16 protein-coding genes and 1 tRNA gene are annotated in these 14709 nt (G+C 48.0%); 13 read left to right on the top strand and 4 right to left on the bottom strand.

Translation table 11 applies throughout. The features are described from left to right. Nucleotides 1-51 precede the first annotated feature (51 nt). The 4 genes from ftsH (at nt 52) to HA050_RS02310 (ending at nt 4829) form a co-directional block, all read left to right on the top strand. Nucleotides 52-1971, top strand: coding sequence for an ATP-dependent zinc metalloprotease FtsH (gene ftsH, locus HA050_RS02325; protein WP_166821513.1), 1920 nt, complete (start codon nt 52-54; stop codon nt 1969-1971). 97 nt (nt 1972-2068) lie between these two features. Then, nucleotides 2069-2893 carry a dihydropteroate synthase gene (gene folP / locus HA050_RS02320; protein ID WP_166822099.1) on the top strand — a complete coding sequence of 275 codons (825 nt, stop codon included), beginning with the start codon at nt 2069-2071 and terminating at the stop codon, nt 2891-2893. 84 nt (nt 2894-2977) lie between these two features. Next, on the top strand, nt 2978-4339 hold the full coding sequence (glmM, locus tag HA050_RS02315; RefSeq protein WP_166821510.1) for a phosphoglucosamine mutase: 1362 nt from the start codon (nt 2978-2980) through the stop codon (nt 4337-4339). A 187-nt stretch (nt 4340-4526) separates the two neighbouring features. After that, nucleotides 4527-4829, top strand: a complete 303-nt coding sequence (locus HA050_RS02310; RefSeq protein WP_240928949.1) for a BON domain-containing protein — start codon at nt 4527-4529, stop codon at nt 4827-4829. Nucleotides 4830-4976: 147 nt separating this feature from the next. Here the strand turns inward: HA050_RS02310 and pstB are convergent, their stop codons facing one another. From pstB to pstS, 4 genes are all read right to left on the bottom strand, one after another. Further along, nucleotides 4977-5744 carry a phosphate ABC transporter ATP-binding protein PstB gene (gene pstB, locus HA050_RS02305; RefSeq protein ID WP_205836257.1) on the bottom strand — a complete coding sequence of 256 codons (768 nt, stop codon included), beginning with the start codon at nt 5742-5744 and terminating at the stop codon, nt 4977-4979. A 25-nt stretch (nt 5745-5769) separates the two neighbouring features. Further along, on the bottom strand, nt 5770-6606 hold the full coding sequence (gene pstA / locus HA050_RS02300) for a phosphate ABC transporter permease PstA (protein ID WP_166821507.1): 837 nt from the start codon (nt 6604-6606) through the stop codon (nt 5770-5772). Between the two features lie 8 nt (nt 6607-6614). Next, nucleotides 6615-7571, bottom strand: coding sequence for a phosphate ABC transporter permease subunit PstC (pstC, locus tag HA050_RS02295; RefSeq protein WP_205836256.1), 957 nt, complete (start codon nt 7569-7571; stop codon nt 6615-6617). 104 nt (nt 7572-7675) lie between these two features. Beyond that, nucleotides 7676-8716 (bottom strand): phosphate ABC transporter substrate-binding protein PstS, encoded by a 1041-nt coding sequence (pstS, locus tag HA050_RS02290; protein ID WP_166821501.1) that lies wholly within the window; start codon nt 8714-8716, stop codon nt 7676-7678. Between the two features lie 199 nt (nt 8717-8915). On the opposite strand from pstS, the gene tpiA reads away from it, so the two are divergent. The 9 genes from tpiA to nuoF all read left to right on the top strand — a co-directional run bounded on the left by tpiA (nt 8916) and on the right by nuoF (nt 14706). Continuing rightward, a complete protein-coding gene (gene tpiA / locus HA050_RS02285) occupies nt 8916-9626 on the top strand; it encodes a triose-phosphate isomerase (RefSeq protein WP_099398511.1) in 711 nt (236 codons plus the stop codon). Nucleotides 9627-9678: 52 nt separating this feature from the next. After that, the gene (secG, locus tag HA050_RS02280) at nt 9679-9999 is read left to right on the top strand and encodes a preprotein translocase subunit SecG (RefSeq protein WP_099398510.1); all 321 of its coding nucleotides are present in this window, start codon (nt 9679-9681) and stop codon (nt 9997-9999) included. Between the two features lie 36 nt (nt 10000-10035). After that, a tRNA-Leu gene (locus HA050_RS02275) sits at nt 10036-10120 on the top strand. A gap of 75 nt (nt 10121-10195) precedes the next feature. After that, nucleotides 10196-10564 (top strand): NADH-quinone oxidoreductase subunit A, encoded by a 369-nt coding sequence (locus HA050_RS02270; protein ID WP_046352288.1) that lies wholly within the window; start codon nt 10196-10198, stop codon nt 10562-10564. 5 nt (nt 10565-10569) lie between these two features. Further along, nucleotides 10570-11100, top strand: coding sequence for a NuoB/complex I 20 kDa subunit family protein (locus tag HA050_RS02265; protein ID WP_115225711.1), 531 nt, complete (start codon nt 10570-10572; stop codon nt 11098-11100). Nucleotides 11101-11113: 13 nt separating this feature from the next. Continuing rightward, a complete protein-coding gene (locus HA050_RS02260; RefSeq protein ID WP_166822090.1) occupies nt 11114-11698 on the top strand; it encodes an NADH-quinone oxidoreductase subunit C in 585 nt (194 codons plus the stop codon). Further along, nucleotides 11688-12944: an NADH-quinone oxidoreductase subunit D gene (locus tag HA050_RS02255; RefSeq protein ID WP_099398506.1), complete on the top strand. Its 1257-nt coding sequence runs from the start codon at nt 11688-11690 to the stop codon at nt 12942-12944. Before HA050_RS02260 ends, HA050_RS02255 begins: the two co-directional genes overlap by 11 nt. Next, nucleotides 12944-13417, top strand: coding sequence for an NADH-quinone oxidoreductase subunit NuoE (gene nuoE / locus HA050_RS02250; RefSeq protein WP_115225713.1), 474 nt, complete (start codon nt 12944-12946; stop codon nt 13415-13417). Before HA050_RS02255 ends, nuoE begins: the two co-directional genes overlap by 1 nt. After that, complete coding sequence (gene nuoF, locus HA050_RS02245) at nt 13417-14706, top strand: NADH-quinone oxidoreductase subunit NuoF (protein ID WP_166821498.1); 1290 nt, start codon at nt 13417-13419, stop codon at nt 14704-14706. The genes nuoE and nuoF overlap by 1 nt, the downstream gene beginning before the upstream one ends. The last annotated feature ends 3 nt before the right edge of the window (nt 14707-14709 follow it).

Raw genomic sequence — 14709 nt, 5'->3', positions numbered from 1 at the left:
ACGCGTGGAATTTTTTCTTTCATCCCCTTGGGGATAATCAGGAGTAGCGCCGTGAACAATCTCGGCAAGAACATCGCCATCTGGCTTGTCATTGGTCTGGTATTGATGACAGTCTTTAATCAGTTTTCCCGCAAGCAAGATGCGAGCGGGCAAGTGGCGTATTCACAATTTATGGCCGATGTAGAGGCTGATCGTATTGCGAGCGCAGAAATCGAGGGCAACCCGATTCGTGGTCAGATTATTAAAGGCAAGCGCAACGACGGCACGGCGTTTTCTACACTGGCTCCATTTGATTTTCGTATGGTTGATACGCTGATCAAGCACAACGTGAAGTTTGCGGCCAAAGCGGAAGAGGAACCCAGCTTCCTGATGAATTTATTCATCAACTGGTTCCCAATGCTGCTCCTGATCGGTGTGTGGGTCTTTTTTATGCGCCAGATGCAAGGTGGCGGTAAAGGTGGTGCTTTCAGTTTTGGTAAATCAAAGGCGCGTCTTTTAGACGAAGCGACCAATGTGATTACCTTTGCCGATGTAGCGGGCTGCGATGAAGCCAAGGCTGATGTATCAGAAATTGTTGATTACCTGCGTGACCCTAGCAAATATCAGAGCTTAGGTGGCCGTATGCCACGCGGTATCCTGCTGGTAGGCCCTCCGGGTACGGGTAAGACACTGCTTGCTAAAGCGATTGCTGGTGAAGCAAAAGTGCCTTTCTTTAGTATTTCTGGTTCAGATTTCGTGGAAATGTTTGTGGGTGTGGGTGCTGCCCGTGTTCGCGATATGTTTGAAAATGCCAAGAAAAATGCACCATGCATTATCTTTATCGATGAAATTGATGCTGTGGGTCGTCAGCGCGGTGCCGGTATGGGCGGTGGTAATGACGAGCGCGAGCAAACGCTGAATCAGATGCTGGTTGAAATGGATGGTTTTGAAGGCAATTCCGGCATTATGGTGATTGCAGCCACCAACCGCCCTGATGTGCTTGATCCTGCTTTGCTGCGCCCGGGCCGTTTCGATCGCCAGGTGATGGTGTCCTTGCCGGATATCCGTGGGCGTGAGCAGATTCTTGGTGTGCATATGCGCAAAGTGCCGATCTCTAACGATGTGGATGCGCAAGTGATTGCACGTGGTACGCCTGGTTTCTCTGGTGCTGATCTTGCCAACCTGGTGAATGAAGCGGCTTTGTTTGCAGCCCGCCGTGTAAAACGCCTGGTTGATATGGATGACTTTGAGTCGGCTAAAGATAAAATCATGATGGGGGCGGAGCGCCGCACCATGGTGATGAGTGAAGAAGAAAAGCAAAACACTGCTTATCACGAATCAGGCCATGCCGTTGTAGCTAAGCTTTTACCTAAGTCTGATCCTGTGCATAAAGTCACCATCATTCCGCGTGGCCGTGCGCTGGGTGTAACCATGCAACTGCCAGAAGCGGATCGCTATGCTTATGATCGCGGCTATCTGATGGATCGCATTGCCATTCTGTTTGGTGGCCGTATTGCCGAAGAATTGTTCATGAATCAGATGACCACAGGCGCATCGAATGACTTTGAGCGTGCAACTTCTTTAGCCCGCGATATGGTGACTCGTTATGGCATGACTGATGCTTTAGGCCCGATGGTTTATGGGGAAAATGAAGGTGAAGTATTCCTGGGCCGCTCGGTAACGACGCACAAGAATATGTCTGAAGCGACTATGCAGCAGGTTGATGCTGAAATTCGCCGCATTATTGATGAGCAATATGGCTTAGCCCGTCGCCTGCTGGAAGAAAATCGCGATAAAGTTGAAGCGATGACTGCAGCCCTGCTGGAGTGGGAAACCATCGATGCAGAGCAGATTGAAGACATCATGCAAGGGCGTACTCCAAAGCCACCTAAAGCTTTGCCTGTAAAGCCTAATGCTCCCAGTGGGGGTGATCGCCCAAGTGGTGAAGCACCTGCAACTCCTGTGATTACAACTCCGGCAACAGAAGCATAATTGGGTTGTAAATAAAATGGGCGGCCTTACAGGCCGCCTTTTTTATGCCAGCACTGCTGAAAGCGGCTATTTAAAAAGACTGATTTCGAGGAATATGATGGAAGCGTTGCAATGCGGGCGTTTTAGTTTGGAGCTGAACCGGCCCCTGGTTATGGGTATTCTGAATGTCACACCTGATTCTTTTTCTGATGGCGGGCATTACAGACAAATTGATGCGGCTTTAGCCCATGCAGAAAAATTACTGGATGATGGCGCCGATATCCTGGATATCGGCGGTGAATCGACGCGGCCAGGTGCTGCTTTTGTCCCTGCAGAAGAGGAAATGAACCGGGTTATTCCGGTAATTAAATCACTGCAAAGTTTGAATGTCCCTTTGTCCATTGATACACGTAAATCCGCTGTTATGCGTGCTGCTTTAGATGCAGGGGTGGATCTGGTCAATGATATTGCCGCGCTGGAAGATGAAGGTGCTTTGGAGCTGCTTGCGCAAAGTAATGCGGCAATTTGTCTGATGCATATGCAGGGAGAGCCGCGCAGTATGCAGGCAACACCCTGCTATCAGAATGTGGTGGCAGAGGTACTGTCTTATCTGGCGGCAAGACGGGATGCTGCATTAGCAGCAGGAATATTGCATAACCGGCTGCTGCTGGATCCGGGGTTTGGTTTTGGTAAAACGCTGGAGCATAATATCGCGCTCTTTAAATCTTTACCGCAGATGAAAGAGCGTTTGGCAACACCATTATTGATCGGTGTTTCACGTAAAAGCATGTTGGGGCAAATTACGGGGCAGTCTGTGGCTGAAAGAATGCCTGGCAGCATTGCAGCTGCACTGATGGCAGCACAAGCGGGCTCTGCAGTTATTCGTGTCCATGATGTTCGGGAAACAGTGGATGCTTTAAAAATTTTGCATGCCTTACAATAATTGCCAGTTGGTAGTTTGTTGTTGAGCAATACTCTTCTTCTCAGAATGAGTAAGAATGCAAATTAATGATGATTGGGGTGAAGAATGGGTCGCAAGTATTTTGGAACAGATGGCGTACGTGGTTTAGTGGGTGAGTACCCAATTACCCCTGATTTTGCAATGAAGCTGGGTTACGCTGCAGGGAAAGTACTTGCTGCTGAAAGTAAGCGTGGCAATGGTGATCATGCAGCTGTTCTGATCGGAAAAGACACTCGTGTGTCAGGTTATATGCTGGAAGCCGCCTTGCAGGCGGGTTTAAATGCCGCTGGGGTGGATGTTTACCTCACTGGGCCCCTGCCTACCCCTGGCATCGCTTATTTAACACGCGCCTTGCGTTTGTCTGCTGGCGTTGTGATTTCTGCATCGCACAATCCTTATCATGACAATGGAATCAAATTTTTTGGCGCTGGTGGCAAAAAACTTGCGGATGATGTGGAGTTGGCCATTGAAGCGGCAATTGATGAAGTGCAGCCCTGTGTTTCACCTAAGAAAATTGGTAAATCCTGGCGTGTGGATGATGCCGCAGGCCGTTATATCGAGTTTTGCAAATCCACTTTTCCAAATGAGCTGGATCTGCGTGGCTTAAAGCTGGTGGTCGATTGCGCCCACGGTGCAACTTACGATATCGCTCCCCATGTATTTCATGAGCTGGGCGCTGAAGTCATTAAGATTGGCGTGACGCCCAATGGCTACAATATTAATGAAGAAGTGGGGGCTACTCACCCGGAAACCGCGCGTAAGGCCGTGTTATCCGAAGGTGCTGATTTTGGTATCTCTCTCGATGGCGATGGTGACCGCCTGATTATGATTGACCGGGACGGCACCATTGTTGATGGTGACCAGCTTCTTTATGCGCTGGCTTGCTACCGCCAGGATAAAGGGACTTTAGGGACAGGGGTAGTTGGCACACTCATGACCAATTTAGGCGTAGAAAATGGCCTGAAAGCACGCGGCATCGGATTTGAGCGTGCCAAGGTGGGCGATCGTTATGTGCTGGAAAAACTATTGGCGAATAACTGGCTGGTGGGCGGAGAAGGCTCCGGGCATTTACTCTGCCTTGATAAGCATTCCACTGGGGATGGCATTGTCTCTGCACTGCAAGTACTGCAAGCCTTAAAAGAAAGCGGTAAGACTCTGGCTCAGTATTGCCACGATCTGGTGCTCTCAACCCAAGTGCTTAAAAATGTCCGTATTGCTAAAGGTTTTGATTGCCATGCTTCAGAGTTAATTAAGGCTGAAGTTGTAAAAGCAGAAGCAGCAATGGGTGAAGAAGGGCGTGTTTTGCTGCGTCCTTCAGGTACCGAGCCCGTTGTGCGGGTGATGGTAGAGCATACCGATGCGGCTATTGCCCGTGATTGGGCAGAGCGAATTGCAAAGGTTGTGAGCAGCGAAGCTACTGCTGAATAAAACAGAAAGGGCTGATTAGTTCGCAGGATTAAGGGCGGACTTTTATGTCCTTTAAATGTAAGGGAATTCTTTTAATGATTTGTCATGGCAATTAAACAATTCTGTAACTTAATCCTTTTAGAATCGTATTAGTTAATGGCCTGCAACAGGGTTATCTGTTGTCACAACAATCTGAGAGAATGATCTTATGAAATTAGCCCGCCTGATTTTGGTATCCAGTGCTTTAGTTTTTGCTATGGGCACAGTGAATGCTGCAGATACACCTGCTATTCCGGCTTTGAGTGGTGATGCATTAGCTGCTGCAGTAAAAGGCAGCCTGGATAATGATTTGGTTCTGCAAAAATATAATTTGAAAGTGAAAGGCAAAGAAGCCGATGTAACGATCGAAGGCAGCGTTGATGAAGGTGAGCAAATGGCGCGGGCCGGTAATGTTGCAGAGCAGGTTAAAGGTGTGCGTTACGTATTTAATAATATTGTTCCAAAAAACTAAGCACATCTTATTTAACAAAAAAAAGCAGCCTTGGCTGCTTTTTTGTTATTAAATACTGGAAATTTAATAGAATACAGGCTTGTCTATGTATAGACAGGCATAAAAAAAGGCAAGCTTATGCCTGCCTTTTTTGCCGGGGATATTTAATTAACCAAATTTACCCGTAATATAATCTTCAGTTGCTTTCACTTTTGGAGTTGTAAAGATGGTATCTGTTTCACCGACTTCAATCAGCTCGCCTAAATACATATAGGCAGTAATGTCTGAAACACGTGCTGCCTGCTGCATATTATGCGTCACCATTGCGATGGTGTAGTCCTGTTTTAATTCATGAACCAGCTCTTCAACGTGTGCCGTAGAGATTGGATCTAGCGCAGATGTTGGCTCATCCAGTAATAAAATTTCCGGCTTAACTGCAATCGCACGGGCAATACACAAACGTTGTTGCTGACCACCAGAAAGGCTTAAGCCCGATTGCTTGAGTTTATCTTTGGCTTCATTCCAGAGCGCTGCTTTTTGCAATGCCCATTCAACCCGGTCGTCCATTTCTGATTTTGGCAGTGTTTCATATAATTTCACGCCAAAAGCAATATTGTCATAAATAGACATTGGGAATGGTGTGGGCTTTTGAAATACCATCCCAACCTTGGCACGCAGCATATTTAAATCAACGTCATTTTCTAAAATATTCTTGCCATTCAGGATGATTTCACCCTCTGCACGCAGCTTTGGATAAAGATCGTACATACGATTAAATGTGCGCAGCAAGGTTGATTTACCACAACCAGAAGGGCCAATAAACGCCGTAACTTTACCTTCCTGAATATCCAGATTTACATTTTTTAAGGCGTGGAAGTTGCCGTAATAAAAGTTCAGATTTTTAATCGCAAGTTTTGCGGGATTTTTAATAATCATGATTAAGCTGTTCCGTATTGATTTATTAGTTTTGTTTCGGTTCGCGCAGCATGACGCGCGCAATAATGTTTAAACCGAGTACAAACAGGCCAATTAATAAAGCACCTGTCCAGGCTAATTGATGCCATTCATCATACGGGCTCATCGCAAACTGGAAGATGACTACCGGTAAATTAGACATCGGCTGGTTCATATTGGAGTAGAACTGGTTATTCAGTGCAGTAAAGAGCAGTGGCGCTGTTTCACCCAAAATACGGGCAATCGCAAGTAAAATCCCTGTTGCAACACCAGCTTTTGCGGCACGCAAGGTCACAAACATAACCATTTTCCATTGCGGAGCACCCAGCGCATAAGCGGCTTCACGCATTGCGGTTGGTACCAAACGCAGCATGTTTTCTGTGGTACGGAGCACCACTGGAATTACCAGAATGGCAAGTGCCAAAGAGCCTGCCCAGCCAGAGAAATGCTGAGCATGAGCCACATACATTTCAAAAATAAACAGACCAATTACAATGGATGGCGCAGAAAGCAGAATGTCGTTAATAAACCGGGTGGTGGGGGCCAGCCAGCCTTTATTTCCAAATTCGGCTAAATAGGTGCCGGCCAGAATGCCAACCGGTGTTCCAATGGCCACACCAATAATCGACATTTGTAAACTGCCCAAAATTGCATTGGATAAACCACCTGCACTGCCTGGTGCGGGAGTTGTCTGGGTAAAGGTCGACAGGGTTAAGCCGGGAAGACCGTTTTTAAATAGCGTAAACATAATCCAGAATAACCAGAATAAGCCAAAGGCCATGGCAATAATGGAAAGGGTTAAGCTTAGGTAATTGATTGCGCGGCGGCGGTTATAAATATTCATAGTGTGCCTCACGAGTTTGCGCCTTCATTACGCTGTAAACGCAGCAATAATAATTTGGAAAGAACGAGTACCACGAAGGTAATAAAGAAAAGCAGTAAACCTAATTCAATCAGCGATGAAACATAAAGCTCGCCATTGGCTTCGGTAAACTCATTAGCCAGAGTGGCTGAAATAGTTGTGGCAGGATCAAATAATGAGCTCATTTTTGCCTGTGAATTACCAATTACAAAGGTAATGGCCATTGTTTCACCTAATGCACGGCCTAAGCCCAGCATAACGCCGCCAATAATCCCGTTCTTAGTAAAAGGTACAACCACATTCCAAACGACTTCCCATGTTGTTGAACCAAGGCCATAGGCAGATTCTTTAAGCATGGGCGGCACAACTTCAAACACATCACGCATAACCGATGTGATATATGGAATTACCATAATGGATAGAATCAGACTGGCAGTAAACATACCGATACCCATCGGTGCGCCTACAAACAGCTCCCCAATAAAGGGCCAGTTTGCAGTTGTTTCTGTGAGCCATGGCTGTACATGATCGGCAAACAATGGGGCAAATACAAATAAACCCCACATGCCATAAATAATAGAAGGCACACCGGCAAGTAATTCAATGGCCACACCCAGCGGGCGGCGCAGCCAGGTAGGCGATAATTCAGTCAGGAAAATTGCAATACCAAAGCTCACTGGTACAGCAATAATTAAAGCAATAAATGAAGAAATTAAAGTGCCGCGAATAGACGGCCATGCACCGAATTCTTCTGTAACCGGATTCCAGCTTTCAGATGAGATAAAGCTTAAGCCAAAGTGTTTGATGCTGGGCATTGCACCATATAATAAAGAAAGAATAATACCGCTTAATAAAGCAAGTACAAAAAAAGCAAAGAAACGCGTACTACCGACGAACAGAGCATCTTGCAAGCGCTGCTGTTTCATTCGTTGATTTTGATTCGGCATTAAAATCTCCATTCCACCGAGGCTTCACAACAACACAACAGGAGCATCATGGCTCCTGTTGTGTTTAGACATGCAACAACACGGTTGTCACAGTAATGGCGGGCTTATTTCCAAACTGGCGCAGAACCATCGGTGATTTGGGCTTTCCAGTTTGCCTTGACCAGATTAACAACGCTGTCTGGCATTGGGATGTAATCTAAATCAAGGGCTACTTTGTCTGCATCATTACCGTAAGCCCAGTCAAAGAACTTCAGTACTTCAAGTGCCTGAGCCGGCTTGTCTTGTTTTTTATGCATCAAAATAAATGTTGGGTTGGCGATAGGCCATGATGTTTTGCCTGCCGAGTTGGTGGTTAGCAAGTACATGCCTGGGGCATTTTTCCAGTCCGCACCAGCTGCTGCAGCAATAAAGGCATCTTCTGAAGGTTGAACAAAAGCACCGTCACGGTTTTGCAACTGAGTGTGGGCGAGTTTGTTTTGTTTTGCGTAAGCAAACTCAACATAACCAATCGCACCCTTGATACGTTGTACGTAGTTGGAAACGCCTTCATTGCCCTTGCCACCAACACCAACCGGCCATTGCAGGGAGGTATTTGCGCCTACTTTTTCTTTCCATTCTGCAGAAACTTTGGACAGGTAGTCAGCAAATACGAACGTTGTGCCTGAGCCGTCTGAGCGGCGGACAACAGTGATATTTTGCTCTGGCAGTGTAACGCCTGAATTCAGCGCAACAATCGCAGGGTCATTCCACTTCTTGATTTTGCCCAGGAAAATATCTGTCAATACTTGTGGGGTAAGCTTCAGCTGGCCTGGCTGAACGCCTGGAATATTTACGACCGGTACAACACCACCGATCACGGTTGGAAATTGCAGCAGACCCTGTTTATTTAATTCTTCTGGTTTTAATGGCATATCGGAAGCGCCAAAATCAACTGTTTTGGCTTGAATTTGCTTGATACCACCACCCGAACCAATTGACTGATAATTCAGCCCTGTACCCGTCTTTGCTTTATACATTTCCGCCCATTTTGCATACAGCGGATACGGGAAGGTCGCACCTGCGCCAGTAATGTCTGCCGCGATAGCATGTGTGAACAGGCCGGCAGTAAGGCCGATAGTGACAATTAGTTTGCGTGCAAGTGCCATTACTAGAAACTCCGAAGGCTAAAACGTTTGGACGAAAAGAATAGTGCCTATGCTAGCTGCTGATTGTTGCTGAAATATTACAAGTCACTCAGTGTGGGTGAGCTTGACCTGAAAATCAATGAACCGACAGGGCTCGGTTTGACTGGGGGTAGGCGTGGGAATACAATCTGGGACTTTTGAAACAGGTGCTTCTCGTCGTATGACAAGACAGCTTGTAATTGGTAACTGGAAGATGCACGGCAGTATTGGTAAGGTTCGTTCGGTATTACCCGAACTGGCACGCGCCAAGCTGGGACCCAATGTTGCGGTATGCATTCCTTACCCGTATGTCATGTTGGCTAAGAGTCTGCTGAAAGACAGTCAGGTTCAGGTTGGAGCTCAGGACGTCAGCGAGTATCATGTTGGGGCTTACACAGGTGCAGTTTCTGCATCGATGCTGGCCGATATTGGTTGCGAGCTGGTGATTGTCGGGCACTCTGAGCGCCGTCGTTATTTTGGTGAGAGCAGTGAAAATGCCGCTCGTAAACTGCGTGCCTGTCTGGACGCGGGTCTTTTTCCCGTTTATTGCGTGGGTGAAGATGCTGAAGAGCGTGCCAGTGGCCGGCATAAAGAAATTATTGCGGCAGAGTTAGCCGTATTACGTGGTTTGCCGATTGGTCTTTACGCCGTTGCTTACGAGCCATCATGGGCTGTAGGTACGGGTGTCATTGCAACATCAGAGCAAATCGCTGAAATGCACGCATTTATCAAAGAGACCCTGGAACCCCGCACCCGTGTGTTGTATGGCGGTAGTGTAAAAGGCAGTAATGCTGAAGAAGTTCTGGCGGTAGATGGGGTAGATGGTGTGCTTGTTGGCGGAGCCGCTTTATCAGCGTCCGAGTTTTTAGACATCTGCATGGCTGCGCGCTAGTCAGGGAATATAAAACCCGCTAGAATGCGCGCCGCATAGAAATGAGAAATTAATGGAACTTATTAAATCACTCGTGCTCATTTTGAACGTGGTTTCTGCGATTGCTACCATCGTTTTGGTGTTGATGCAGCACGGTAAAGGTGCCGATATGGGCGCTGCTTTTGGCAGTGGTTCAGCGGGCAGCCTGTTTGGCTCGTCGGGTTCGGCTAATTTTTTAAGCCGTACTACTGCAGTGACAGCAACACTGTTTTTTGCAAGCTGTCTTGCATTAGTTTTACTGGTAAGCCCGGCTAAAAAGTCAGATTTGGGTGTGATGAGCACGCAAAAACCTGCAGTACAGCAGCCAGCTCAGCCGAGTAAAATTCCAGAGTAAGCCGTAATACTTCTGGAAGATTAATTTGTTTTTAATGCCGACATGGTGAAATTGGTAGACACGCTATCTTGAGGGGGTAGTGACTTCGGTTGTGAGAGTTCGAGTCTCTCTGTCGGCACCAGATACAAAACGCCCGCGCAATGTGGGCGAATACAACATATAAAAATATCCTTAACTTTCAAATCTGGGGAGTGCCATGCTCGCTAACTATTTCCCCATCCTGATGTTTCTGGCTGTAGGACTCTTGGTGGGCGTTGCCCCGCTTGTTCTTGGCTGGGGGGTGGGCAAGATTCTCGGGACCAACCGGCCTGATCCTGAAAAACGCTCACCTTACGAGTGTGGCTTCGAAGCTTTCGAAGACGCGCGCATGCAGTTTGATGTTCGCTACTACCTCGTTGCTATCCTGTTTATCTTGTTCGATCTCGAAGTGGCCTTCCTTGTGCCATGGGCTGTTGTGCTCAAAGAGCTCGGCATGTTCGGCTTCCTTGCAATGATGATTTTCCTGACCGTACTGGTTGTGGGCTTTATCTTTGAATGGAAGAAGGGCGCACTGGAATGGGAGTAATAAATATGGATGCTCAATCCTTAGCAAGCGTGCAGTCTGCAGACAAAGGTTTTGTTACGACTTCGCTCGATACCGTGATCAACTGGACACGCACTGGCTCTTTGTGGCCAATGACGTTTGGTCTGGCCTGTTGCGCGGTTGAAATGATGCATGCTGGCGCGGCGCGTTATGACCTGGATCGTTTCGGTATCGTTTTTCGCCCAAGCCCGCGCCAGTCTGACCTGATGATTGTTGCAGGCACGCTCTGCAATAAGATGGCGCCTGCACTGCGTAAGGTTTATGACCAGATGCCTGAGCCACGCTGGGTGATCTCGATGGGATCCTGTGCCAATGGTGGTGGCTACTACCATTATTCTTACTCTGTCGTTCGTGGTTGTGACCGGATTGTCCCTGTAGACATCTATGTGCCGGGCTGTCCGCCAACTGCCGAAGCTTTGCTTTACGGCATTATTCAGCTACAGAATAAGATTAAGCGTACTAACACGATTGCGCGTTCAGGTGTATTGGCGAGTGAGAGGGTAAACAGTGGATCGTAAACTTAGCGTCCTGATGGACAGCCTGAAGGCCGTTCTGGGCGAGGCAGGTGGCTCTAATATTGCCAGACTGGTCTGTGCTCTGGATGAAATCACGATTGAAGTGCCGGTTGCCGTGTGGCCTGAGGTTGCTCTGGCCTTACGTGATAATGCCGCACTGCATTTTGAATCCTGTATTGATGTTTGTGGTGTTGATTACAGCGCTTACAAAGATGCTGTTTGGGAAGGGCATCGTTTTGCTGCGGTGTATCACTTCTTATCCTACAAACACAATGTCCGTCTGCGCGTTCGTGTGTTTTGCACGGATGATGATTTCCCTGTTGTGCCTTCCATGGTTTCTGTCTGGCCTGGTCTTAACTGGTTTGAGCGTGAAGCATTCGACTTGTTCGGGATTATGTTCCAGGGACACCCTGATTTGCGCCGCATACTGACTGATTATGGTTTCGTTGGTCATCCTTTCCGCAAGGATTTTCCGCTTTCTGGCTATGTAGAAATGCGTTACGACCCTGAGCAGGGCCGTGTTATCTACCAGCCTGTCACTATCGATCCGCGAGAAACAACGCCGCGTATCATCCGCGAGGAGAATTACGGTGGCTGCTGAAATCCGTAACTACACGCTGAATTTTGGACCGCAGCACCCTGCGGCGCACGGTGTTTTGCGCCTGGTGCTTGAGTTAGACGGTGAAGTGGTCGAACGTGCTGATCCGCACATCGGTTTGCTGCACCGCGGTACTGAAAAATTAGCTGAATCAAAAACCTATATTCAATCCCTGCCTTATATGGATCGGCTCGATTATGTGTCGATGATGTGTAATGAGCACGCCTATTGCATGGCGATTGAAAAAATGACCGGTATTGAAGTGCCGCTTCGTGCTCAGTATATCCGTGTGATGTTTGATGAAATCACGCGCATTCTGAATCACCTGATGTGGATTGGTGCGCACGGTATTGACTGCGGCGCGATGACCATCTTCCTGTACGCTTTCCGTGAGCGTGAAGACCTGATGGACTGCTACGAAGCAGTGTCAGGTGCGCGTATGCATGCGGCCTACTACCGCCCGGGTGGTGTTTACCGTGATCTGCCTGATCAAATGCCGCAGTACCAGGCTTCTAAGGTACGTAACGCCGCTGCGATCAAAAAATTAAACGGCAACCGCGAAGGCTCTTTGCTTGATTTTATCGAAGACTTCACTAACCGCTTCCCAACTTATGTGGATGAATACGAAACCCTGCTTACAGATAACCGTATCTGGAAGCAGCGTACCGTGGGTATTGGCATCATCACACCTGAACGTGCTCTGGCGCTGGGTCTGACTGGACCTATGCTGCGAGGCTCGGGTGTGGAGTGGGATCTGCGTAAGAAACAGCCGTATGAAGTTTACGGTGCACTGGACTTTGATATTCCGGTCGGTAAAAATGGCGATTGCTATGACCGTTATCTGGTTCGTGTTGAAGAAATGCGCCAGTCCAACCGCATTATCAAGCAGTGCGTGGCATGGCTGAAAGCAAATCCTGGCCCTGTGATTGTAGATAATCATAAAGTGGCATCACCTTCACGCGGCGGTATGAAAGCCAATATGGAAGAGCTGATCCACCACTTCAAACTGTTTACCGAAGGAATGCATGTTCCGGAAGGCGAAGCTTACGCCGCTGTTGAGCATCCTAAGGGTGAGTTTGGTATCTACATGGTGTCCGATGGTGCCAATAAACCTTACCGCCTGAAAATTCGTGCACCAGGTTTTGCACACTTGGCATCTTTGGATGAAATGGCGCGTGGCCATATGTTGTCCGATGTGGTGGCTATTATCGGTACACAAGACGTTGTATTCGGGGAGATTGACCGCTGATGTTAACTACTCAATCCCTTGCATTGATTGATCGTGAAGTAGCGAAATACCCTGCGGAGCAAAAGCGCTCTGCCGTGATGGGCGCGCTGCGTATTGCGCAGACCGAGCACCGCTACCTTAGCAATGACATGATCGAATTTGTAGCTGACTATCTGGGCATTGCGCCGATGATGGCTTATGAAGTGGCTACTTTCTACAATATGTATGATTTAAAGCCGGTAGGTAAGCACAAGATCACTGTGTGTACCAATCTGCCCTGTGCTCTTTCGGGCGGCTATACCGCTGCGCATTACATCAAGCAAAAGCTTGGCATTGGTTTTAATGAAACCACACCCGACGGCAAATTTACGCTGAAGGAAGGGGAGTGCATGGGCGCCTGTGGTTACGCGCCGGTGATGCTGGTGAATAACCACGCCATGTGCAGTCATATGACGCCTGAGGCGATTGATAAGAAACTGGCGGAGCTCGAATAATGACCGTCTATGCAACTGGTGTCATTTTTGATGACGTCAATTTTGAAGATCCAAACTGCTGGCGCATTGACGAATACGTTAAGCGCGGTGGCTATGCTGCTCTCAAAAAGATTCTGAGTGAAAATATCACTCAGGATGAAATCATTGCGCAAATGAAAACTTCCGGCCTGCGTGGCCGTGGCGGTGCGGGCTTCCCGACTGGCTTGAAGTGGTCATTTATGCCGCGCAGCTTCCCCGGGCAAAAATACCTTGTTTGTAATACCGACGAGGGCGAGCCAGGTACCTTTAAAGATTTAGACATTATTGTGTCTAATCCGCATGCACTGATCGAGGGCATGATTATTGGTGCTTACGCCATGGGCATTACCGTAGGTTACAACTATATCCACGGTGAAGTGTTCGAAGCTTATGAGCGTTTTGAAGAAGCACTCGAAGAAGCACGCAAGGCAGGCTTTTTAGGCGACAAAATTCTGGGCTCAGAATTTAGCTTCCAGCTGCATGCACATCATGGTTATGGTGCTTACATCTGCGGTGAAGAAACTGCGCTGCTTGAATCGCTGGAAGGTAAAAAAGGCCAGCCACGCTTTAAGCCGCCTTTCCCTGCCAGCTATGGCCTCTATGGCAAGCCAACCACAATTAATAATACGGAGACGTTTGCCTCCGTACCATACATTATCCGCGAAGGCGGTCAGAAATTCCTTGAGCTAGGTAAACCTAATAACGGTGGAACCAAGTTATTTTCGGTTTCTGGCCATGTTAATCGCCCTGGAAACTACGAAGTGCCGCTGGGCATGCCGTTTTCTGAGCTGCTGGAATTATGCGGCGGTATGCGTGATGGTAAAAAACTCAAAGCGGTTATTCCGGGCGGATCATCCTCGCCGGTCTTGCCTGCTGACATCATGATGCAATGCACCATGGACTACGATTCGATCGCTAAAGCGGGTTCGATGCTGGGTTCAGGCGCGGTGATCGTGATGGACGAAACAGTCAGTATGGTGCAGGCGCTGGAGCGTTTGTCTTACTTCTACTTCGAAGAATCGTGTGGCCAATGTACACCGTGCCGCGAAGGCACCGGTTGGTTGTATCGCATTGTTCATCGTATCGCACAGGGCCACGGTGTTCCGGAAGACTTGGAACTCCTGGACAGTGTCGGTAATAACATCGCAGGGCGAACCATTTGTGCCCTCGGCGACGCAGCTGTTTTCCCGGTGCGCGGAATGCTAAAACACTTCCGTAGCGAATTCGAATACCTTATCGAACACAAGACTGCATTGCAGGCTTGGGTTTGATTC

It is taken from the genome of Iodobacter violaceini, from assembly GCF_011601265.1.
GTDB lineage: Bacteria > Pseudomonadota > Gammaproteobacteria > Burkholderiales > Chitinibacteraceae > Iodobacter > Iodobacter violaceini.
The sequence above is the reverse complement of the archived record's forward strand: the minus strand, read 5'-3'. Positions and strand labels throughout refer to the sequence as shown.